Annotated in this window: 20 protein-coding genes; 8 read left to right on the forward strand and 12 right to left on the reverse strand. The window is 72.5% G+C overall.

What is annotated here, in order from left to right; all coding sequences use genetic code 11:
- The first annotated feature begins 72 nt into the window (after positions 1-72).
- The 3 genes from WMF42_RS30500 (at position 73) to WMF42_RS30510 (ending at position 2,493) form a co-directional block, all read left to right on the forward strand.
- A complete protein-coding gene (locus tag WMF42_RS30500) occupies positions 73-810 on the forward strand; it encodes a class II glutamine amidotransferase (RefSeq protein ID WP_233561865.1) in 738 nt (245 codons plus the stop codon).
- Positions 811-1,009: 199 nt separating this feature from the next.
- Complete coding sequence (locus tag WMF42_RS30505; protein ID WP_437686321.1) at positions 1,010-1,537, forward strand: hypothetical protein; 528 nt, start codon at positions 1,010-1,012, stop codon at positions 1,535-1,537.
- 41 nt (positions 1,538-1,578) lie between these two features.
- Positions 1,579-2,493 carry a patatin-like phospholipase family protein gene (locus WMF42_RS30510; protein ID WP_437686322.1) on the forward strand — a complete coding sequence of 305 codons (915 nt, stop codon included), beginning with the start codon at positions 1,579-1,581 and terminating at the stop codon, positions 2,491-2,493.
- Positions 2,494-2,508: 15 nt separating this feature from the next.
- Here WMF42_RS30510 and WMF42_RS30515 read toward each other — a convergent pair whose 3' ends face one another.
- The 5 genes from WMF42_RS30515 to WMF42_RS30535 form a co-directional block, all read right to left on the reverse strand.
- The gene (locus tag WMF42_RS30515; protein WP_437686323.1) at positions 2,509-2,838 is read right to left on the reverse strand and encodes a hypothetical protein; all 330 of its coding nucleotides are present in this window, start codon (positions 2,836-2,838) and stop codon (positions 2,509-2,511) included.
- Between the two features lie 281 nt (positions 2,839-3,119).
- Positions 3,120-5,033, reverse strand: a complete 1,914-nt coding sequence (locus tag WMF42_RS30520) for a beta-ketoacyl synthase N-terminal-like domain-containing protein (RefSeq protein ID WP_061609496.1) — start codon at positions 5,031-5,033, stop codon at positions 3,120-3,122.
- Positions 5,030-5,893, reverse strand: coding sequence for a hypothetical protein (locus WMF42_RS30525; protein ID WP_437686324.1), 864 nt, complete (start codon positions 5,891-5,893; stop codon positions 5,030-5,032). Before WMF42_RS30525 ends, WMF42_RS30520 begins: the two co-directional genes overlap by 4 nt.
- A 41-nt stretch (positions 5,894-5,934) precedes the next feature.
- Positions 5,935-8,253, reverse strand: a complete 2,319-nt coding sequence (locus tag WMF42_RS30530; RefSeq protein WP_437686325.1) for a beta-ketoacyl synthase N-terminal-like domain-containing protein — start codon at positions 8,251-8,253, stop codon at positions 5,935-5,937.
- 25 nt (positions 8,254-8,278) lie between these two features.
- Positions 8,279-8,545, reverse strand: coding sequence for a phosphopantetheine-binding protein (locus tag WMF42_RS30535; RefSeq protein WP_061609494.1), 267 nt, complete (start codon positions 8,543-8,545; stop codon positions 8,279-8,281).
- An 84-nt stretch (positions 8,546-8,629) separates the two neighbouring features.
- On the opposite strand from WMF42_RS30535, the gene WMF42_RS30540 reads away from it, so the two are divergent.
- Complete coding sequence (locus WMF42_RS30540) at positions 8,630-9,421, forward strand: enoyl-CoA hydratase/isomerase family protein (protein ID WP_061609493.1); 792 nt, start codon at positions 8,630-8,632, stop codon at positions 9,419-9,421.
- 166 nt (positions 9,422-9,587) lie between these two features.
- Here WMF42_RS30540 and WMF42_RS30545 read toward each other — a convergent pair whose 3' ends face one another.
- Positions 9,588-10,106, reverse strand: coding sequence for a hypothetical protein (locus tag WMF42_RS30545; RefSeq protein WP_338111441.1), 519 nt, complete (start codon positions 10,104-10,106; stop codon positions 9,588-9,590).
- Between WMF42_RS30545 and WMF42_RS30550 the strand changes: the two genes are divergently transcribed.
- On the forward strand, positions 10,101-10,442 hold the full coding sequence (locus WMF42_RS30550) for a sigma-70 region 4 domain-containing protein (protein ID WP_233561871.1): 342 nt from the start codon (positions 10,101-10,103) through the stop codon (positions 10,440-10,442). The genes WMF42_RS30545 and WMF42_RS30550 overlap by 6 nt on opposite strands.
- A gap of 57 nt (positions 10,443-10,499) precedes the next feature.
- Here WMF42_RS30550 and WMF42_RS30555 read toward each other — a convergent pair whose 3' ends face one another.
- On the reverse strand, positions 10,500-12,041 hold the full coding sequence (locus WMF42_RS30555) for a flavohemoglobin expression-modulating QEGLA motif protein (protein ID WP_061609491.1): 1,542 nt from the start codon (positions 12,039-12,041) through the stop codon (positions 10,500-10,502).
- 131 nt (positions 12,042-12,172) lie between these two features.
- Here WMF42_RS30555 and WMF42_RS30560 point away from each other — a divergent pair, with 131 nt between their 5' ends.
- Complete coding sequence (locus WMF42_RS30560) at positions 12,173-13,207, forward strand: AAA family ATPase (RefSeq protein ID WP_061609490.1); 1,035 nt, start codon at positions 12,173-12,175, stop codon at positions 13,205-13,207.
- Between the two features lie 26 nt (positions 13,208-13,233).
- On the opposite strand, the gene sixA is transcribed toward WMF42_RS30560, so the two are convergent.
- Positions 13,234-13,755, reverse strand: a complete 522-nt coding sequence (gene sixA / locus WMF42_RS30565) for a phosphohistidine phosphatase SixA (protein ID WP_437686326.1) — start codon at positions 13,753-13,755, stop codon at positions 13,234-13,236.
- Between the two features lie 77 nt (positions 13,756-13,832).
- Positions 13,833-15,704 carry a MopE-related protein gene (locus WMF42_RS30570; protein ID WP_437686327.1) on the reverse strand — a complete coding sequence of 624 codons (1,872 nt, stop codon included), beginning with the start codon at positions 15,702-15,704 and terminating at the stop codon, positions 13,833-13,835.
- A 742-nt stretch (positions 15,705-16,446) separates the two neighbouring features.
- On the opposite strand from WMF42_RS30570, the gene WMF42_RS30575 reads away from it, so the two are divergent.
- Together WMF42_RS30575 and WMF42_RS30580 are read left to right on the forward strand one after the other, a co-directional pair.
- Entirely contained in the window at positions 16,447-17,007 is a 561-nt protein-coding gene (locus WMF42_RS30575; protein WP_061609487.1) for an SMI1/KNR4 family protein, read from the forward strand.
- A 64-nt stretch (positions 17,008-17,071) separates the two neighbouring features.
- Positions 17,072-18,094 carry an RluA family pseudouridine synthase gene (locus WMF42_RS30580; RefSeq protein ID WP_061609517.1) on the forward strand — a complete coding sequence of 341 codons (1,023 nt, stop codon included), beginning with the start codon at positions 17,072-17,074 and terminating at the stop codon, positions 18,092-18,094.
- On the opposite strand, the gene WMF42_RS30585 is transcribed toward WMF42_RS30580, so the two are convergent.
- The 3 genes from WMF42_RS30585 to WMF42_RS30595 form a co-directional block, all read right to left on the reverse strand.
- Positions 18,075-18,338, reverse strand: coding sequence for a hypothetical protein (locus WMF42_RS30585; protein ID WP_012238561.1), 264 nt, complete (start codon positions 18,336-18,338; stop codon positions 18,075-18,077). The genes WMF42_RS30580 and WMF42_RS30585 overlap by 20 nt on opposite strands.
- Positions 18,339-18,426: 88 nt before the next feature.
- The gene (locus WMF42_RS30590) at positions 18,427-19,989 is read right to left on the reverse strand and encodes a hypothetical protein (protein ID WP_061609486.1); all 1,563 of its coding nucleotides are present in this window, start codon (positions 19,987-19,989) and stop codon (positions 18,427-18,429) included.
- Positions 19,986-20,645: a Maf family protein gene (locus tag WMF42_RS30595; RefSeq protein WP_437694374.1), complete on the reverse strand. Its 660-nt coding sequence runs from the start codon at positions 20,643-20,645 to the stop codon at positions 19,986-19,988. Before WMF42_RS30595 ends, WMF42_RS30590 begins: the two co-directional genes overlap by 4 nt.
- Between the last annotated feature and the right edge of the window lie 133 nt (positions 20,646-20,778).

The following is a 20,778-nucleotide window of genomic DNA, read 5'->3' on the forward strand; positions in this document are numbered from 1 at the left end:
AACCGTCCGGATCTCGGCGCGCGTGCGATCGAGCTTGAAGATCGTGCCCTCGTCGTCCGCCGAAGGGAGGGCGTGATCCCTGGCTGGGGTGTCGGCTTCTACCAGGGAGGAGAGATTCTCCTCAAGCGCCGGCCGATCGACGACCGGCCCGAGATCAGCCTGGTCGACATGACCAAGGACGTGCGCGCCGACATCCTCGTGGCGCATGTCCGGGCTGCGACCGTCGGCAGCCTGCGTACGGAGAACACGCACCCGTTCCGTTACCGGCAGTGGCTGTTCGCCCATACCGGCACTGTCGAAGGGTTCGCCCGGCTGCGGAGCCAGCTCAGCGACTCGCTGCCGCAGTTTCTCCAGCGGGACGTCCGCGGCGAGACGGACAGCGAGATCCTCTTCCACCTGTTCCTGTCCTTCCTCCACGACAGCAACCAGCTCGATCGGCCCACCGTGGACGCGGCGAGCGCGCGGGCAGCCCTCCGGTCCTCCATCGCGCTCGTCGATCGGCTCTGCGCAGAGGAAGGGGCCGGGCCGAGCGCGATGAACATCGTGGTCACGAACCCGGAGTACCTGCTCGTGGCCCACGGCGGCACGCCGATGGCGTACCGCATCTACCAGGGCAACGAGGACATGGAGCGGCTGCTGAGCGACGGCGGCCTGGGTCGCATGCGCATGCCCGACTATGCGGCGAGCCGGCTGACGCTCGTCGCGTCGGACTTCGACGACGAGCAGGCCCCCGCGGGGTGGACCCCCGTCGGTGAGCGTGCGATCGTGACGTTCACGCGCGCCGATGAGCCAGCGGTCGAGCCGATCTGAACGCCGCCACGCCCCGCAGAGGCGCCGGGCGCACCCATCGCCGGCCGGCGTCCCTGACGTCGCGCAAGCTCCGCCGGGGCCCCCCTCGCTGTTCATCGTCGCGCTCCTCGGCTCGTCCCTCCTCGGGTGCGGGCTGGGCGGAGCGGCCTCGTTCCCCGCGGCCTCCGAGCTGCCCGAGGAGCGTCGCCGCCCCGACGGCGTGGCGATCGATCCGGCGAGCGCGCCTCCGCGACCGGTGAATGAAGCCGATGCCCGCGACGGCGTCGTGACCCTTCGAACGCCGCTCGGCATCGGCCTGGCGCTGGACGTCGTGGCCGAGTTCTTCCAGCGGGTGACCGCCGAGGACAGCGAGGCGCTGAGCGAGCTGCTGACGCGCGACGCCCTCGCGATCCAGACCGGGTCCGGCGGACAAGGGCAGCCGCCGAGCGCTGGGCTCTGGTGGGAGCAGCGCTTCCGGCGGCTCGAGTACGGCAAGCTCGCCGGAGAGCCTGTCTACCGGGAGTCGGAGCTCCAGATCTTCCGGGCGGAGGACGTGCTCGCGACGCCGCAGCACCCCGCGATCCAGCCGGAGACGCTCGACGACCAGGACGTCGTGATCCGGGTGCCGATCACGACCGCCCGGATCGCGGCCGATCGGCTGCTCGGCGACGAGATCGTCGTGTGGTTACGGCGAGACGGACCGCGATTCAGGATCTATCGGCTGCTCGAGGACTTCCAGCTACAGTAGGCTTTGCGCTCGTGCCGCATCTCCGGCAAGATCGACGCTCGATGAGCCGCCTCAAGATCGCGTTCGTTGGCTCCGGGGGGGCGGCGCGAGGCCTGGCGCACCTCGGCGTGCTGAAGGCCTGCGAAGAGCTGGGGATCCATCCAGAGATCTACGTGGGCGCGGGCGCAGGCGCGCTTGTCAGCGCGACGTACGGACAGGACATCCCGCTCGACGTGCTGCTCGACGCCTACCGCCTGCCGTGGCGGCGCCGGCACCGCGGGCCTCGCCTCCACGTGTCGAGCTTCTTCGGTGCGCCCGCCCTGCGCGATCTGCTCGACCCGGGGTACCTCTGCTCGGGGATGTTCTCGATCGATCGGCTCGAGCGCTACGTGCGTCGGACGCTGCCGATCAACGATTTCCGGCAGCTCCCGCACGCTGTCTACGTGACCGCTGTCGACGTCGACAGCGCCAAGCGCGTCGTCTTTGGCCCGGGCTACGACGAGGCGACGCCGATCAGCCAGGCCGTGGCCGCGAGCTGCTGCGTGCCCGGCCTGTTCCGGCCCTACCGCATCAACGGCCGCTATCACCTGAGCGGCGAGGTGATCCGGACGCTCTCCGCCGACGTGGCCGTGAACGCCGGCGCGAACATCGTGATCATCTCCAACATCTACCGCCCCGAGGAGCGCGACGGGTCGCAGCGCTCGATCGCGAGGAGCGGCGCGCCCGGCGTGGTCCGGCAGTCGCTCAGCATCCTGCTGGCCGAGAAGGAGCGTCGCGGCGTCGAGCTCCTCTCGAAGCTCTACCCGAACGTCACCTTCCTCGACGTGGCGCCCGCGGTCGGCCGGTACAGCTACATGAACCGGTTCGCCGCGAAGCCGCTCGTCCTGCGCGGCTATCGGACGGCGCTCCGCGTGCTCGCCGCCGCGAAGGAGAAGGGCGTCTTCGATGCCCCCTCCTCGAAGAGCGCGCTCAACTAGAGCCGCGGCCGAGCGCTACATCCCCGCGACGATGCGGTACTCGTCCTGGTGCTCGACAAGCTCGAGGCGGTTGTCCTCCACCTTGCGGCGCCACTCTTCGCCCTTGCGACCCGGGATGCGGTAGCTGGCGCTGTAGGTGTAGTCGACGAAGATGACGTCGTCCTCCCTGAGGACCCGCCGGTAACGGATCTCGTAACGAATGGCGCGCGCTTCCTGGAACTTGCCGTTGAGGTACTCGCGCAGGCCGGCGTAGTCGAGGTCGTCCGCCGCATCGATGTTGCCGCCGTCCTCGTAGTACTTGGGCGAGGCGAGCTGGAGGAGGGCGCCGACGTTCTTGCTCTCCACCGCGTTGCGGTACTTCTCGCAGAACGAGATGATCTTGCGGTTGTCGTCGTTGTCCTCGACATCCGTGTTCGGGATGTAGTGGGTCGCGCAGCCGGCGAGGACGGTGGAAGCAACGACGAGTAGTGAAGCGACAGCGTTTGTTTTGCGGCAGAGCATACGCGGGCAGGACAACGCTCAGGGGAAGCTGCTGATTCCGGCCCGGGACCTTGCCAGATCGGGGTGCAGATCGGCAAGCGAAGCGAACAAGAACGCCGCGGATGGCGCGGACGGGTGTACCGGCGCTATCCGCGGTCTTCGAGCCAGCGAAGGAGGGCGAGGTGGCCGACCGGGCCCTCGTGGTCCACCGGGAGGTCGAGATCGACCTCGCGCAGGCGCGCCGCGTCGCCGGGGTCCGCCTGGAGGAGGAGCGCGACGGCGCCGCAGGTGAACGCCCGCGACCGCGCGCCGATGAGGCCGAGGAGCTCGCGCGCGACCGGACCCGCGTCGTCGGCCGCGAGGACGACCATGCGATCGGCATCGGACGACGCGACGAGCTCGGCCGCGGCGCGGAGCGCCTCCAGCGCGCCGCCGAGCCCGGCGCCGACCGCGAAGCTCGGCCCGGTGAGCTGGTACGCGATGGCGCACTCGCCCGCGATCGCGTTCGGCGACGTGGCGGGAAAGAGGCGCGGATCGACGAAGCGGGCGCCGCGCGCGCGGCGGCGGGCGTCGTAGATCTCGTTGGTGTCGAGCGTCGCAAGCGCGTGGCCCGCGACGATGCCGGCGCCGCGCAGGCCGTCGGCGCCGACGGCCGCGGCGAGGGCCGCCACCGCGGACAGCCCGAGCCGGCAGAGCGCGTCGAGGCGCGCGAGGCGGTCGCGCGCGACGCCGGTCGCCTCGGCGAGGCGCACGAGATCGGAGCCGGTCACGCGCGCATGCGCGCGGAGATAGACGGGGCGGGCGGTCCGCGGCCTGCGCCCGCTCGGGGAAGACGTGAGCAGGAGCGCGGCGTTGGCGCCCCCGAACGCCGCCGAGAGCTTGAGGGCCGCAGAGAGCGGGCGGGGCTCGGCGCGCTCGAGCAGGAGCGCCGGGGCGTCGGGGTCGAGCTCGCCCTCGGACGCCGCCGGGGGGGCGATGCGCGCGGTGAGGGCGGCGGCGGCCGCGAGCGACTCGAGCGCGCCCGCGGCGCCGAGCGTGTGCCCGATCTGCGCCTTGAACGGGTGGACCACCGGCGGAGAGACCGGAGCGCCGCCAGGCAGCCCGCCCGTGCCGTCGGCAGGGCGGGGCGCCGCGAGCAGCGCAGCGATCGCGCGCGACTCCATCGCGTCGTTGTAGGGCGTCGCCGTGGCGTGGGCGCTGACGAGGCCGACGCGCGCGGCAGGCCACCCGGCGTCGGCGAGCGCCGCGGCGCCGGCGCGCATGAGCCCCGAGCCCGTGCGATCCGGGGCGGTGATGTGCACCGCGTCCGTCGATGCGCCGAAGCCGGCGACGCGCGCCGTCACCGGGGCGCCGCGGCGACGATCCTCGCGGACGAGGGCGATCACGGCGGCGCCCTCGCCGAGCGCCATGCCGTCGCGGCCGACACGAAAGGGGCGCGATCTGGACGCCGTTGTCGCGCGGAGCGCCTCGAAGCCGGCGGCGACGAAGACGCTGAGCGCGTCGTAGCCGCCGGCGAGCACGAGATCGCAGGCGTCGCGATCGAGCCAGCGAAGGCCGAGGCCGATCGCCAGGGTGCTCGCCGCGCAGGCCGCGAGCAGGTGCGTGCGCAACGGGGTCCGCTCCAGCCCGAACGCGGCGAGCGCGTCGTTGAACGGCGCGAAGTAGGTCGCGCCCGGGGCCAGCGCGGCGAGCGCGCCGGCGTCGGCGCCCTCTGCGCGCGCGGCGAAGAGCCGCTCCGCCGTGAGCATGCCGCCGCTGGAGGTGCCGAGGGCGATGCCGATCCGCTCGCCGCGCCAGCCCGGGCGCACGACCTCCAGGGTCGCGAGCGCCTGGGAGAGCGCCGCCTTCAGGAGATCCGTCGCGCGATCGGGGCCGGAGGCGACGCCGAGCTCCGCGGGGGCGCGCGCGGCGAAGGGCCGCTGGAGACCGGCGCGCGCGAGCTCCGCGTCGTGCGCGATGGCGACGGGCGCAGGCTCGCCGGCGTCAGGGACCTGGTAGGCGAGCGGGCCGAGGCCGAGCGCAGAGACGGCGCCCGAGGCGATCACGCACGCGTCGCTCATGAGCCGTCCCCCGGCCGGATCGCGTCGGGATCGACGAAGGCGCGCGGATCCGGGGCGCGATCGCGCTCCTCGGCCTCGCAGATCACCGTGACGAGCAGCCCGGTCGAGGCCTGCGCGTAGCGGACGTTGCCGCAGCCCATGCGCTCGGCGATCACGACCTCCTCGTCGAGCTGGCGCCGGCGCGCGTCACCGGCGGCCGACCACGTCGTGCGGCGCGCGCCGATCGAGCCGCGATCGTCGATCCGCAGCTCGATCACGGCGTCGCCGTCGCGCAGGACGAACGCGTCCACGCTCGCGGCGCGCTCGTACCAGAGCAGCGTCCCCGCCGCGGGGTGGAGCATCCACCAGCGGAGGAAGTCCACCGGCAGGCCGCGGAGCGACGCGCGCGGCGTCGACGCGTCGCCGCGCTTCAGGAGATCGAGCGCGGGGACGGCGAAGCGGAAGCGGTCGCCGCGCGTCCACAGATCGAGCGCGGTGGTGCCGCCCGGACCGAGGAGGATCATCCGGAGCGCGCCCTCCGGCTCGATGGCCGCGCTCCCCGCCCCGCGCGCGCGCCCATCGACGGCGACGGCCGGCGGGGCGATCGCGATCGCGCCGCGCGCCTCGATCACCTGGCCCGTGCGCGGCTCCCGGAGCGACAGGCGGACGCGGAGCGTGCGCGGGCCAGCCCCCGCGACCTCGCGGCGGAGGTCGGCGAGGCGCTGGCGCCCCTCGCGCCACGCGGGCGCGGCGGGCGCGTCAGGCGCGGGGCGAGGCAGGAGCTGCGCGAACTCGGCGTCGAGCGCGCCGCCTCGCCGCGGTCCCTGGACGGCGCACGCGGGAGCGCACGCGAGCGAGAGCAGGAGGCAGGCGGCGCTCACCGGGCGGCGCATACGATGGTCGGCCCCACGCAGCGGTGTCGTCACGCGTCGCCGGGAGCGACCAGCAGGATCGCGTATCCGCGGTCGGGTGCGCCGCCCAGGATGAGCACGCTCGCGAGGGCGCCGCTCGCGAGCGCAGCGACAGCCGCTGCGGCGGCGAACCCGCCGGCGCCCTCGTGATCACCCGAGCGCGACGCCAGCGTGGACCGCGGCACCTCGGCCCACGGCGAACCGCGCAGGCACGCGACGAGGCGATCTTCCTGCCGCCCGACGAACACAGCGGCCGGCGTCGGGGCGCCGGGCTGCGCTCGCTGCGCGCCATCGGTCGACAGATCGAGGGGAAGCGGCGCTGGTGCTCCCGCGAGCATCCCCACGCCGTCGCCGCGCCAGGAGTTCCACCAGGCCACCATCGCGATGGGGCGTGCCCCGCGCTCGCGCACGCGCGCGGCGCTCTCGAAGAGCAGCACGGCGGCGCCCTCGCTCCGCACACCGCAATCGACGACCTCCGAGCAGATCGGGCCGAGGCATCGCTCGATCATGGGGCTCGCCTCCTCGACGCTGCCGGCGACGAGCGCCTCGCCCTCCCCGGCCGTGATGAGCTCGATGGCCGTGACCATGGCCGACTCCGCCGTCGCACCGAGATCGGCCATGGCGAACACCGGCCCGCGGAGGCCCAGATAGATGGAGGCGTGCCCGACCGGCGACGACGGAACGAGGTTCGGGAAATCGGCGGGGCTCGCGTACTTCGCCCCCTTGTCGTAGATGCGCCGCATGTACGCGGTCGAGGCGTCGACGCTGCCGAAGGAGGCGCCGACGATGGCGCCGGGCAGCGTGCGGCTCGGCGCGGCGTCGGCCGCCGGATCGCCCGCGCTCGCGCCGGCGTCGAGCTGCGTCGCGCCCCTGAGCCCGGCGTCCTCGATCGCCGTGAGGACCGCGGCCGTCGTCAGCCGGCCAGCGCGATCGAGCCGCCTCGCGCGCGCGAGATCGAGGTGCGCACCCGTGTTGAACGCGATGGGCCCCTCGGCCGGCGGAGGGCCAGGCTCGAGGTAGGCGGCGCCGCCGCGGGACGAGAGGACGCCGAGCGGGCCGATCGTCGCGGCCGCGGTGACGGCGACCGAGCGCCGCCGCGGCGCGCTGCCGGCGCCGAGCGGCGGCGGGAACCGATCGGGCTGAGCGAACACGAGCACGCTGTCCGTGCCGCCGAAGCCGAACGAGTTCGACATCGCCGAGCGGATCGGCGCCTCGCGCGCTTCCTTGAGGTGCAGGAGCTGGCACTCCGGGTCGACCTCCTCGAGGCCGCCGGTCGGCGGCATCACGCCGCGCGCGATGGCGAGGGCGGTGATCGCTGCCTCGATCGCGCCGGCCGCGCCGAGCGTGTGCCCGATCTGCCCCTTCGACGACGAGACGGCGATGCGGCTCACCTCGGCGCCGAGGCAGGCGCGCAGGGCCGCGCTCTCCATGACGTCGTTCAGCGGCGTCGCCGTGCCGTGCGCGTTGACGTAGTCGAGATCCGAGGGCGCGAGCGCCGCGCACCGGAGCGCGTCGCGCATGACGCGGGCGGCGGTGCGCCCCTCGCGCTCGGGGTTCGTGATGTGGTGCGCCTCGGCGCCGGTGGCCCAGCCGCGGAGCTCCACGATCGGCTCTGCCCCGCGCGCGCGCGCGGCGTCCTCGGACTCGAGGAGCAGAAACGCCGCGGCTTCGCCGAGGTTCAGCCCTGCGCGCCGCCGGTCGAACGGGCGGCACGGCTCGGGATCGACGGCCGCGAGCGCGCCGAAGCCGGTGTACGTCAGCCGACACAGACCGTCGGCGCCGCCCGCGAGGACGCGGGTGGACAGGCCGGCCCGGAGCCAGGCCGCGCCCAGCAAGATGGCGTTCGCGCCGCTCGAGCAGGCGCTGCAGACGCTCCTCGCCCGCCGGAACGGCCCCACCGCGGAGCGGACGTGATCGGCCGTCGACGAGAGCGGGTGCGAGAGCATCCGCTTCAACGGAGCGATCGCGCTGGGATCATGCGACAGCCAGGCGAGCAGCTCCTCTGTCTCGAACATGCCGGCCGTCGTCCCGCCGACCACCAGGTCGACCGGCATCGCCCCGGGGTCGATGCCCGCGTGCGCGAGCGCCTCGCGGGCCGAGAGGACGGCCATCGCGTCGGTGCGTGACCACCCTTCCGCCTCGCCCGGAGGAGCGACCTCCTCGGCGGAGAGACCGCGGACCTCGGCGGCGACACGCGCGCGTGTGCCCGGGATCTCGAACAGGGAGAGCGGAGCGAAGGCCCGCTCTCCTGCGATGAGCCGGTCCATCGTCGCCCTCGCCCCGCGCGCCAGCGGCGAGACGATCCCGACGCCCGTCACCCAGATTCGCACGCTCGGACGGCTCTCTGCGGCTCGATCACGCCGCCGCGGTCGACCTGAGGATGTGGGCCACGAGCGCGTCCACCGACGCGAAGATCGGCCGCGCCTCGTCGCCCTCCGGAATGCGCACGCCGAAGCGCTCCTCCACGCTCATGGCGAGCTGGAGCGCATCCAGCGAGTCGAGGCCCAGCCCCTCGCCGAACAGCGGCGCGGCGTCGTCGATGTCGGCCGGCGTCTTCCCCTCGAGGTTCAGCTCCTCGACCATGAGCTCTTTTAACTTCTGCCGCACGTCCTGCGCGTTCATGAGTACTTCCCTGCGGGGTAGCACAATTCCGCGCCTTTCTACCAGGGGGCAGCGCTTTTTCTGTCGGTTTGGTAAAGAGCGCCCATGGCTCTCGTCGACTACGCCACCTCTGCCGGCGTCGCGCTGCTTACCCTCAATGATCCGCCCGTCAACGGCTACACGCACGAGATGATGAAGGACCTCGATGCGGCCATCCTGGAGGCCCGCTTCGACAACGATGTACATGTCATCGTCGTCACCGGGCATGGCGAAAAGTTCTTCTGCGCCGGAGCGAACATCAACATGCTCCGCGAATCGGACCCGACGTTCAAATACTACTTCTGTCTGCACGCGAACGAGACGTTGAGCCGCCTCGAGCACACGCCAAAGCTCTGCATCGCGGCGCTGAACGGCCACACTGTAGGCGGCGGCCTCGAGATCGCGATGGCCTGCGACCTCCGCATCGCCCGCAAGGGCGCCGGCAAGATCGGGCTCCCGGAGATCGCGCTCGGCGTCCTTCCTGGCACGGGCGGCACCCAGCGCCTCGCCAGGCTCATCGGCAAGTCGCGGGCGATCCAGCTCATGTGCGAGGGGCAGACGTTCGATTTCGATACGGCGCTCGCGGTTGGCCTGGTCAACGACGTCTGGGAGACGGCCTCCCATGACGAGTTCATGGACCGGATCCTCGCGTACAGTCACACATTCACGCTTCCGGACCGCGCGGCTCTGGCGGTCGGACGCATCAAGCGCGCGGTGCAGACAGGCTTCGAGGTTGGTCTTGAACAGGGGCTCGCCCTCGAGCGCGAGCTCCAGGCGGAGCTGTTCGCGTCGGAGGACGCCCGCGAGGGGCTCGCCGCGTACATGGAGAAGCGCAAGCCGATGTTCCAGGGCAAGTGAGGGCGCCACGCACGGGCCATATTTCTTCAACCACCCCGTAAGCCGCGTCCAGGTTGCCCCTGTTCTCTGGACCGGGGTGCCATGCCGTAAGAAAATTCACGGTCGAAACAGCGTCGTCCGGGTGGCGTGACGATTTTCAAATCAGCGGGGGCTGCTGCACGTAAGTTCAGGCATGCAACAGCCTCTTGAGCACGTGCCGCTGCCAGAGCGGCCCAGCTTCGAGACCGTGTACGCTGTGGGCCTCTCCTTCCTTCGGCAAGCGCTCCGCTGGCTCGGGGTGGCAGAGCGCGACGTCGACGACGTCCTGCAAGACGTCATGATCGCCGCGTACCACGCGCTCGACGGCTTCGATCCTGGGCGCAGTCCCCACGAGGCGCGCGCCGGCCATCCCCCGCGCGACGATGGACCGGGCCCGGGCCGCAGCGCGCCGCACGCCGCGAGCCCGCTCCGCGACCCCCTCAGGCGCTGGCTGTTCGGCATCGCCTGGCGACAGGTTGGCCACTACCGTGAGCGCGCCCACCGTCGTCGAGAGGTCGCGGTTGGCGCTGGGACGAGCTGGCCGTTCGATCTCGCCGACCCGGGGTTGAGCTCGGAGCAGCTGCTTGCCCGTGAGCAGAGCGGCCAGCTCGTCGGCCGGCTGCTCGGAGCGATCGATATTGACCGGCGGCTCGTCTTGATCATGCATGACCTGCTCGAGCTCACGGCCGCCGACATCGCGCGCGACCTGGACGTGAACGAGAACACGGTGCGCAACCGCCTCAGGCTCGCCCGCGAGGACTTCCGCGTGGCCGTGAAGCGCATGAACGCCGAGGACCGCCGCGCGCTGCGCGACCCCCTGAGGCTCCCGGTCGCCGAACGCTCCCGAGCCGTCGAGGACGAGTCGCTCATGAACGCGGCCCGGCTCATCCCCGAGGTGCCAGTCGCCATCCGGCACAGGATCTGGGTCGCCGTGACACGCGCGATCACCAGCGCGAAGGCGGCCGGCGCCGATGCGCTGGCCCTCGCGGCACCACCCTTCTGAGCTGCTCGCCGGACGCGCTGCACGGAGCCCCGCCGCCCGAGGCTGGGTCGGCCGTGCTCAGTGTTCCAGCATCCTGCCGTAGTGCTCGGCGATCGCCGTTCCCCCGAGGCGGGAGAAGAAGGAAGAGTAGCAGATCCAGATCGCCAGCCCGCTCATGTCGTCGAACATCGGCGGGAGATAGGGCGGCGGGCGGACGATCCCATCGGTCACGTGCGCATGGAGGACGGGGACGTCCTCGTGCGCGACCTTCCCGGCGAACAGGAAGGGAATGAGCATCGCGCGATCATGCTGAATGGCCGCGCGCATGAAGGCGTAGTTGAGGACGATCCCCTTGCAGTAGCAGGCGTCCTTGGTGAAGGGCGCCCCCCCCGCAAGCACGCCGCCGCGGAAGACGCGCCGGGCATTCTGGAAACACTCTTCCTCCTCGTACCCCTCGGTGCGGTACCACTCGAACACGTCGAGGAATGACGCCCCGTCCTCCGCCTTGTCCACCGCAAGGATGCGGTCGTTCAGCTTCTTCGCCCGACGCGGCGTGCTCCGGAAGGTGAGGATCTCGACAAGCACCGCGAGCCCCTCCTGAACTGCCGTGGTGCGCGGGGGCCCCTTCGCGAGCCAGCGCGCCACCGGCTGGGCCTGCCCGTTCAAGCTTGTCGCGACGTGCACCCACCCCTCGTGCGCCTCGAGGATGTCGACATCGCTCCTGGAGAACATCGCGCCGCTCCGGATCTTCACGTAGTCGCTCCCGGCAGCGGCATCGGCGAGGAGCGAGTCGTCCACCTGCACGCGGATCGACGCGCCGCCGAAGAAGCGATCGAAGCGGGCGTTCAGCTCGAGCGCCGCCATCTCCGCCGTGATCTCACGCTGCTGCGGCGGGCCGAGCCGCTCGCCGCCGATCGCCGTCAGGAGGTCGTAGAGCACGAAGCCCATGTCCCGCACGCTCGTCTTCCCGTCCGGCAGCTTGTCCTTGGGCGAGCCGTAGAGCTCGCGGGACAGGGTGTAGAACGCCTTCGTTCCCCGCCCCATGAGCATGCTCACGACCTTCCTGTACTCGTCCGCGGTCGCGCGGAGGATCTGCCCGAGCCGATCGCGCTTGCCGAGCTCCCGCTCGGCGTCGCGGAGGATCTCCTCGATCTCGCGCAGCTTGGCCGCGGGATCGAAGCCGAGGTCGTCCGAGTAGGTCACCCTGGGCAGCTCGCGCTGCTTCGAGCGGAGAAATTGCTCCTCGACCTCCGCTTCCCACCGGAGCGCCTGAAGGATGCGGAGCGGTCGCTGCGCCTCGAGGACGCGCTGGCCCAGCGTGGCGAGGATCTCCTTGTAAGAGCGCCACGGCCCCCCGACCGGCGGGAGCGGCGCGTGCGGGATCGGCCCGTCGCGCAGGTTCAGCGACTCGAGCGGGGCCGACGGCGCCTCTCCGCTCTCCCCGCCGCCGTCATGGCCGTCCTCCCCCACCGAGCCGGACGCGACCACGCCTCCCTCGGCCGCGCCCGTGCCATTGCTCTGCGGCTCGTTCGCCGGCTCGCTCGCTTCGAGCTCGCGCGGCGCCTCCCCGTCCGGGTCGCGCGCCCCCCTCCTCTCCCGGGCCTCAGAGCTCTGCGCCATGACAACCGATTGCTAACACCGGCGCACCTGTCGGAGCAAACCTCCACGGGAGCCGAACCTCCGCCGCGATGAGGACGGGCGGCGCCCGGTCCTTGTCGGCATCGCAACCTCAGGGTACGAGCCCTGCCCCCATGAGCGATCCCGAGCACAGGAATGACGACGCGATGACCGCCGACGAGGAGTCGAGCTCCCTGTCGGACGCCGCGCTCCTCGAGCGCACCGCGGACGGGGCCAGGCGGCTCCGCGCGGCGATCGCCGAGGCGGTGGTCGGGCAGGACGACGTCATCGAGGGCATGCTGATCACGCTCGCCGCGCGCGGTCACGCGCTGCTCGTCGGCGTCCCAGGGCTCGCCAAGACGCTGCTCGTGGCGTCGCTCGCCAGAGCGCTGGACCTCAGCTTCGGGCGCGTCCAGTTCACGCCGGATCTGCTGCCCGCCGACATCACAGGGACCGACGTGCTGCACGAGCAGCACGGCTCCCGGAGCCTGCGCTTCCAGCCCGGACCCATCTTCCACAACCTCGTCCTCGCGGACGAGGTGAACCGGACGCCGCCGAAGACGCAGGCCGCGCTGCTCGAGGCGATGCAGGAGCGCAAGGTGACCGTCGGGACCGCCACGCACGCCCTCCCCGACCCGTTCCAGGTCTTCGCGACGCGAAACCCGATCGAGCAGGAAGGGACGTACCCGCTACCAGAGGCGCAGCTCGATCGGTTCCTGCTCGAGATTCACGTCACGTACCCGAGCGAGGCCGAGGAGCGCGAGGTGGCGCGGCGGACGACCTCGGGGAAGCCGCCGGCGATCGCGGCGGTGCTCAAGGCGAGCGAGGTGCGGGCCATCGGCCGCCTCATCCCGAGGATCCCGGTGACCGACGAGGCCGTCGACCTCGCCGTGCGCCTCACCAGGGCGACGCGGCCGGGCACGGAGCGCGCCGCGCAGGAGGTCCGAGACTACGTGCGCTACGGCGCCGGGCCTCGCGGGAGCCAGGCGCTCGTCATCGCGGCCAAGGCGCGCGCGGCGCTCCGCGGCGAGGCCGCTGCAGACGTGGATGACGTGAGGGCGCTGCTGATCCCGGCGCTCCGGCACCGGATCGTGCTCTCGTACCGCGCCGAGGCGGACGGCGTCCGCGACGTCGACGTGCTGAGCGCCGTGGAGCGATCGGTGCGCTGAGAGCGGCGCCCGGGCGCGGACGCCGTTCACCGGGACCGGGGCGCCTGTTGCTGCGCTTCCTTCACCGGGTTGACCGTCTTCATGGCCTTCAGGTCCAGGGAGAAGCGCACGACCCCGGGCCCGCGCCCGTCCCAGCTCACCGCGACGACGCCGCTCTTCTTCAGGCCTGTCCAGCCGATGTCGCCGACCAGCGACGTCACCAGCGCCGACAAGGAGGGCTCGTGCCCGACGAGCGCCAGCGGCTGAGCGCCCTGGTGTTGCGCGAGCAAGCGAAGGATCTCGGCGGTGTCGCGTGAAGGAGACAGCTCGGCGACCACAGAGACCTCGTCCGTCAGCTCGGCGGCCTCGGCGAGGATCTCCGCTGTCTGCACGGAGCGCACGAGTGGGCTCGTCCAGATCGCCGCAGGACAGCGGTCCTTCTGCTTCGCGAGCCACCTCGCGACGCGCCGGGTGACCTTGCGGCCCTTGCCCGTCAACCAGCGACCGGCGTCGCCGAGGTCGGGTGCGTCGTCCACGGCCTGTCCGTGGCGAATGATGAGGATCTCCATGGCGTGACCTTAGCCCGGGTGACCGCTGGCAGGGGAGCGCCGGGCGCCGCAGGACGGGAGCGCCGACCCGCGGCGCATCAGAACTCGCACTGGTTCGTCGCGGCGTTGCAGTGCGACCCCGACGCGACGAAGGGACAGACGCTCCCGAAGAAGGCGCTGCACGGGATGCCGCACGTGGACGACGTGTGCGTGTAGCAGATCTGCCCCCCGTCGCAATCCGCGTCGGAGGCGCATCGGCAGTTGAAATCGTCGGGGATCCCGTTGCCGTTTTCATCAAGGCCGTCGCAGCACTCCGTCACGTAAAAGTCGCTTGCGCTGCAGTCCTCGTCGGCGCAGTCGAGCTTGCCGTCGCAGTCGTTGTCGATCCCGTCCGTGCACGCCGCGGTCCCGAACTCGGGGCCCGGCGCGGCGCCGCGCGCGCAGTTGCGGCACGGACCGAAGGTGGCGCAGCCGGGATCGGCGCAGTCGACGTAGCGGTCGCCATCGTTGTCGATGTCGTCGTCGCAGACCTCGCTCGGGTTCGGGACGATCTCGACGTTGAGCGTGAAGCGGCCCTCGTTGGCCCCGCTCGCGGGATCGATCGTGTAGCCGTCGAGGAAGACGAAGTACGTGCCCGGGTACAGGATGCTGAACTCGAGCAGGGAGGACCAGGACTCGCCGCCGCTGTCGTCGTCGCACCCGATCTCGCGGCCGGAGTTGCAGACGCCGGTGCGCACGTAGAGCACGGAGTCGAAGCTCGATCCGCGGGAGTCGAGGTGCACGCGAGACGGCTCGGTGAGCACGAAGTAGAAGACCGCCTCGCCGGCGTCGCCGCCGCACGCGCCTCGCGTCTCGCTCACGTGGCCCGCGGTGTCGCCCGTGTAGGTGCCGGTCCCGGGGATGAGCTTCGGCGACAGGCAGTTGGCCTGCGCGAGCACGCAGAACGGGTTGCTCGCGCAGTCGGGATCCCTGCAGTCGACCAGGGTGTCATGGTCGTCGTCGAGGCGGTTGTTGCACTGCTCCGGCGTCGGCTCGCAGCTCGGCGCGAAGATGCACGCGCTGTCCGCGCAGTCGATGCGCTCGTCGCAGTTGTTGTCGAGGCCGTCGTCGCAGACCTCGGGCACGCACACCTCGCAGGACGGCGCGGAGATGCACTGGGGATCCGCGCAGTCGACGCGCCCGTCGCAGTCGTTGTCCAGGCCGTCGTCGCACCGCTCCGGCGAGCCGGGCGGCTCGCACGCGCAGGGGAAGAAGCCGCGGCAGTCCGGATCGCCGCAGTCGACCAGGAGGTCGCAGTCATCGTCCGCGCGGTTGTCGCAGACCTCTACCCGGGAGCTGCAGGCGCACTGCGGGTCGGCGCGGCAGTCGACGTCATCGCAGTCGAAGGCGCCGTCGCAGTCATCGTCGAAGCCGTCGCCGCAGCTGCCGGTCTCGGAGGCGGAGCAGCCGCAGGCCGCGGTCCCCGCGCAGTCCGCGTCGAAGCAGTCGACGATGGTGTCGCAGTCGTCGTCGACGCCGTTCTGGCAGTCCTCGCCGCCGGGCCTCGGGGTGCAGCCGCAGGTCTCCGCCGTCGCGCACGCGGGGTCGAAGCAGTCGGCGACGCCGTTGCAGTCGTTGTCCGCCGCGTCGGTGCAGCGCTCAGGCATGCCCGGGAAGACGGCAGGATTGAGGTCGTTGCAGTCGATCCCGCCGCACACGATCGGACGAAGGCCGTCGCCGTCGTCGTCGCGGGGGGCGTGCTCGCAGCGCCCACCCTCGCAGTCGTCGCTCGTGCACTCGTCTCCGTCGTCGCAATCCGCAGGACTGAGGCACGCCTCGAAGCCGCCGGCGCCGCCGATGCCGCCACCGCCGACGCCGACGCCTCCCCCGGCGCCCGCGTCGGAGAGCGCGAGGAGGCTCGTCCGACCACACGCCCCCGCCGACGCGCCGAGGGCCACGCACGCCGCCAGCGCGACGAAGATCCGTCGCATCCCTGGGGACCGCGGACGCGCTGCCCCGACCCCTGCTGAAGAGCCCGGCTTCATCTATTACCCTCTCGCACCGGCCGCATGGCCACGCGTTCGGTCCACTCTACACACCCGGCTTTCCATGGAAGCAAGTTTTGAGCCCTTGACGCGGCGGCGTCTTGCTCGACCTTGCTGGGCTGAATCGAGCGCTGCAGCGGCGCGTGAAGGCGCCGGGCAAGCGGGCTGTGCTGCATCAATCCGGCCGGGCCGCGCCTTGATTGGTTGCGGGTCGGCGCTTGCGCGTGTAACGAGGCTCGGTGGCCGCGCAGCTCCAGATAGAGTACGAGCGGCCGCCTCCCGGTTTACAGCGCGGCCGTTACCCTGCGCCACAATGGGTCATCCTGGCGGTCGGCGCCGCCGTGGTGCTCGGCGCCGTCGCTCTCCTGCTCTGGCGGGCGCGGCGCGCCCTCAGCGAACGAACGAGAAGCGGGCCGCGATCTTCGGCGCGCCGATGATGTGGCGCAGCCCGGGCGGACGATCCTCGACCCTCGGTGCGATCGCGGGTTGACACCGAGCGGACGGGACCGGTAGGCACCATAGAGGGACGCGTTCCCGGTCGGCTGATGTAGAGTGCCGCCCGAGCGCGCGACAACCGGGGCCAGAATGCGGCCCCAGTGAGGCCCATCTGGGCCCTGAAGAGCGCCGCGCAACTGCGGCCCGTGGATACATGGCACCGATCGAACGTGGCGTTGAGCTTGTACAGCGCGTGATCGCGCATCTGAAGAAGCGCCCTTCCAGCGATGCCGCCGTGGGAGCGAGCTCGGCGGCGCTCGATGCGCTCGAGTCGAAGCTGATGGTCGAGCTGCCGCCCACGCTGCGGGCGTTTCTAGGGTTCGATTTCACGCTCGATAGCCTGGGTCCGCGGTTCAAGGGGCGGCATCGCTTCGGGCACGATCCTTCGGCGCCTCGACCGAAGCTCACCTCGGTCCGCAAGCTCGCCGAAGCGAAGACCGACCTCGGCTGGACCGAGTCGCGGCTCCGGGGCAAGGTCGTGCGGCTGCCCAACCTCCCCGGTAAGCCGTGGAACGCGCTCTACCTCGGCGAGGCCAGGCGAGACGGTGAGCTCGTCATCCTCGGCCTCGACAACGAGGACACGAACGTCCGGGTCTTCCCGCGCTACACGGCGTTCGACCTGTACCTCGTCGAGCAGTGCGGCCTCGCCAGGCTTTCCGAAGCGCAGCGCCTCGAGGATCTCGAGTCGCACATCGCGCTCAACCCCGAGCTCGGGACCGCCGAAGAGGACGACGAGGGCGACACGGAGTATTGATCGGGTGCAGCGACGCCCGCGCGCTGGCGCCGCTCGGCTGCGGACGAGGCTCGTGACGAACGCGATGGCTGCCGGTGCGGAAGCGCTCCACTTCCAGGTGGGCGACGGCGACCCCCGCGACCGGCTCGACAAGCTGGTCGTCCTCCTGCTCGAGCGCGCCGGCCGATCGACCTCGCGCGCGGCGGTGCAACGGTGGATCGGCGCCGGCCGGGTCCTCGTCGACGGGGAGCCCGCGCGCGCGTCGGTGGCCGTGCGATCGGGCGCCCTCCTGGAGATCCGGCCGGAGCCGCCGCCGCCGTCCTCCGCCGCCGCCGAGCCCGACGTCGTCATCCCGGTGGTGTACGAGGACGAGCACCTTCTCGTGATCGACAAACCCGCGGGGCTCGTCGTGCACCCGGCGCGCGGGCACGAGTCGGGCACGCTGGTCAACGGGCTGCTCGCCCTGCCCGGGTTCGCCCTGGCGCCGGCCGATCCGCGCGATCCGATGGGCCATGTCCGCCCCGGGATCGTGCACAGGCTCGATCGAGGTACGAGCGGCCTGCTCGTCGTCGCCAAGGACGAGGTCACCCGCGAGGCGCTGAAGGAGCGGTTCGCGAGGCACGCGATCGAGCGCGAGTACGCCGCGATCGTGGCGGGCGAGGCGCGAGACGCGACGTACGACACGCTCCACGCCCGCCACCCGACCGACAGGCTCCGCTTCACGTCGTGGATCCGCGGCGGCGCCGGCGCGCACGCCGCGGCGCCGCGCCGCGCGGTGACGCACGTCCGCGTGCTCGAGAGGCTCGGCGACGCGGCGACAGTCGTCGCGTGCTCGCTCGAGACAGGGCGCACCCACCAGATCCGGGTGCACCTGGCCGAGCGCGGCAGGACGCCGGTCCTCGGAGACCCCCTCTACGGCAAGCCGCCGAAGAAGCCGGCGGTGCGGGCGATCGCCGAGGAGCTGGGGCGGCAGGCCCTGCACGCGCGCGTGCTCGGGTTCATCCACCCCGCCACGCAGAAGCCGGTGCGCTGGGAGAGCGCGCTGCCAGCGGACATGCGCAGGGCGCTCGACCAGCTCCGGGGGCTCGCTACCAGATCTTCGATTTGATGTGGCCCTTGGACTTGATGAGGATGTCCACGAGGGCGCGGTCGTAGAAATTCTTCTGGTAGAGGTCCGGCGAGACGCGGCTCTTGTACAGGGCGCGCCCCTCCTCGATCTCCTCGGACAGGACCGTGAAGAGGTCATCCTGCTGGATGCCCTGCACGATCTTCTCCTCGTTGTAGAGCGAGAGATCGCTTGCGATGGCGCGCGCGAGGCGGCGCGCCGCCTCTTCCGTTTCAATCAAGGGCATCCGTCTCTCCTCCAGGGTTCATCGCCAGCCGGGGGCACGCGCTCCCGAGCCGAGGGGCGCCTAGGATGCAGCAGCGCAGGCGGCGCTGTCAAAGTAGCTCGTCGCCTGACCCGCGCGAGGGCCTGGAGGCCGCCTCGCTCGGCTCGCCCGGGGCACCACCCATCGCGCGCGGCGCGCCGGGGCGAGGCAGCTCCGGGCTCTGCCGCGCCGCGGCGAGGGCGGCGAGCCCCGTGAGGAGCGGGAAGGCGACGAGCGCGTAGCGCCCCGCGCCGAAGAACACGGCGTGCGTCGCCGCGGTCGCGGCGAGGACGGCGAGCGCGGCGCCCGCGAGCACCGGCCCCCGGAGGAGCGCGCGTCCCTGGAGCAGCGCGAGGCCGAGGAGCGCCATGTAGCCCACCCACGCATGAACGTGCAGCGCGGCGACGATCCCCAGCGCGAGCAGCGCCAGCCGGGCCAGCCCGAGCGCGCGCTGGGCGGGCGAGGGACCGCGGGCGCGGCCATGCAGGGCGCCGGGCGCCCGCGCGGGACCGCGCGCCGCCCAGGCGAGGGCGAGAAGGAGGACGGCGCGCTCGAAGACTGTCTCGACCGCGCCGAGCGCGACCTTGTCGGCCTCGTCGAACGCCGCCGGGCTCGAGTCGTGCAGGTACCACCCAGCCGCGCCGCAGTAGTCGAACGTCGCCGCGAGCTTCCGGGGCACGAGCCCGAGCCACGCGCCGGGGTGCTCGGCGATGTAGCGGCGCGCCTCGCGGCCGAAGCAGGCGTCCTTGCCGGCCTCGTCGAAGACCTCGCGGCACGCCTCGGGCACCTGGATGGGCGCCCAGGCGCCGGTGGAGGCCGGGTCCGCGCCGATGAGGAGGTTCCAGCCGCCGTTCACGCTGACCAGCGCGCACTGGTTCATCCGCGCGCAATTGCGCGCCGTCCAGGGCGCGCACACGAGGAGCGCGACGATGACCGTGAGCAGGACGGGCGCCGCGCGCTGCGCTGCCCGCGCCGCGAAGGATGCAGAAGGGCGGGGGCTGCCGCCCGGCGCGGTGCCCGACAGGGCGAGGCCGGCGAACACGGGCGCGAGCAGGAGCGCCTGCGGGCGGACGAGGGTGGCGGCGCCGACGAGCAGCCCGATGACGGCGAACGGGGCCAGCGCGGGGCGGCGATCGCGCGCCCACGCCGACGCCCACGCGGCGCAGGCGAGGAGCGAGCCGGTGACGCCCTCGGTCATGAGGGCCGGCGTGTACGCGACGAGCCCGGGGTGGAGGGCGACGAGCACGCCCGCGAGCGCCGGCACGACGCGCGATCGCGGCGCAGCGCGGGACGCCAGGCCGTGGACGGCGAGCGCGCCGAGCGCGCCGAGGACGGCGTTCAGCAGCATCGCGACCGCGGCGTGCGCGCCGAGCAGCGCGTACAGCGCGCCGACCGCGCCCGGATAGCCGACCGGATAGTGCGCGGCGTACGTCACCACGCCGTCCGGCCAGAGCCACGTGTAACCGAGCCCCGCGGCGATCCGCTCGGCGATGCGGTGGTAGTAGGCGCCGTCGGCGGCGGGCGGGAAGCGCCCGGCCGCCCACGCGACGACGACGACGCGCGCGGCGAGCGCGAGGCCGAAGATCGCGGCCCCGTCGCGCCGACCCGCGGCGGCCGGTGCGTCCGCGCTCATGACGAGCGCGCGGACGACAGCGGAAAGCGCGCGAGCAATCCGGTAGCCCGCAGCGCTGCGACGACCTCGCACGCGGGCAGGCCGACGACGTTGGAGTAAGAGCCGTCGATGCGCGCGACGGCGAACGCGCCGATGCCCTGGATCGCATAGGCGCCGGCCTTGTCGAGCCCCTCGCCTGTCGCCGCGTACGACGCGACCTCGTCGTCGTCGAGCTCGCGGAAGCGCACCCGGGTCATGACCGTCTCGGCGTGGAGCGCCTCGGCGCGTCCTGGGTCGGCGTCGTGGGCGCGCTCAGCCTGGCCGCCGTCGGCGATCGCGAATCGCGTCCAGACCTGGTGCTCGCGACCCGAGAGGGCGCGGAGCATGGCGCGCGCGTCAGCCTCGTCCCGCGGCTTGCCGAGGATGGCGTCGCCGAGGATGACCGAGGTGTCCGCGGCGAGGATCGCGCCGGCCCCGGCCGCCTGGTCGAGGCGCCGCGCGGCCGCGAGCTTCGCCAGGGTGACCCGCTCCAGGTACGCCGCGGGCCCTTCATCGGCGCGCCCCGCCTCGTCGACCTCGGCCGCCGCGACGCGGAGAGGCAGGCCGAGCGTGGTCAGGATCTCTCGCCGGCGCGGCGAGCCGGAGCCGAGCAGGAGCGGATGCGCGTGGTCGATCATGTTCGTGCGGACGCCGGCGGCGCCGGCCCCGGCCGGGCGTGGTCCTAGCACGGCGCGGGAGCGACAGCGGAACGCGGAGCGCGCCCGAGCCCCGGGCCCCTCCCGGATCGTGCCGAGACGATTGCTGTTTTGA

This window comes from Sorangium sp. So ce176 (assembly GCF_051519835.1).
Taxonomy (GTDB): Bacteria; Myxococcota_A; Polyangia; order Polyangiales; family Polyangiaceae; genus Sorangium; species Sorangium cellulosum_G.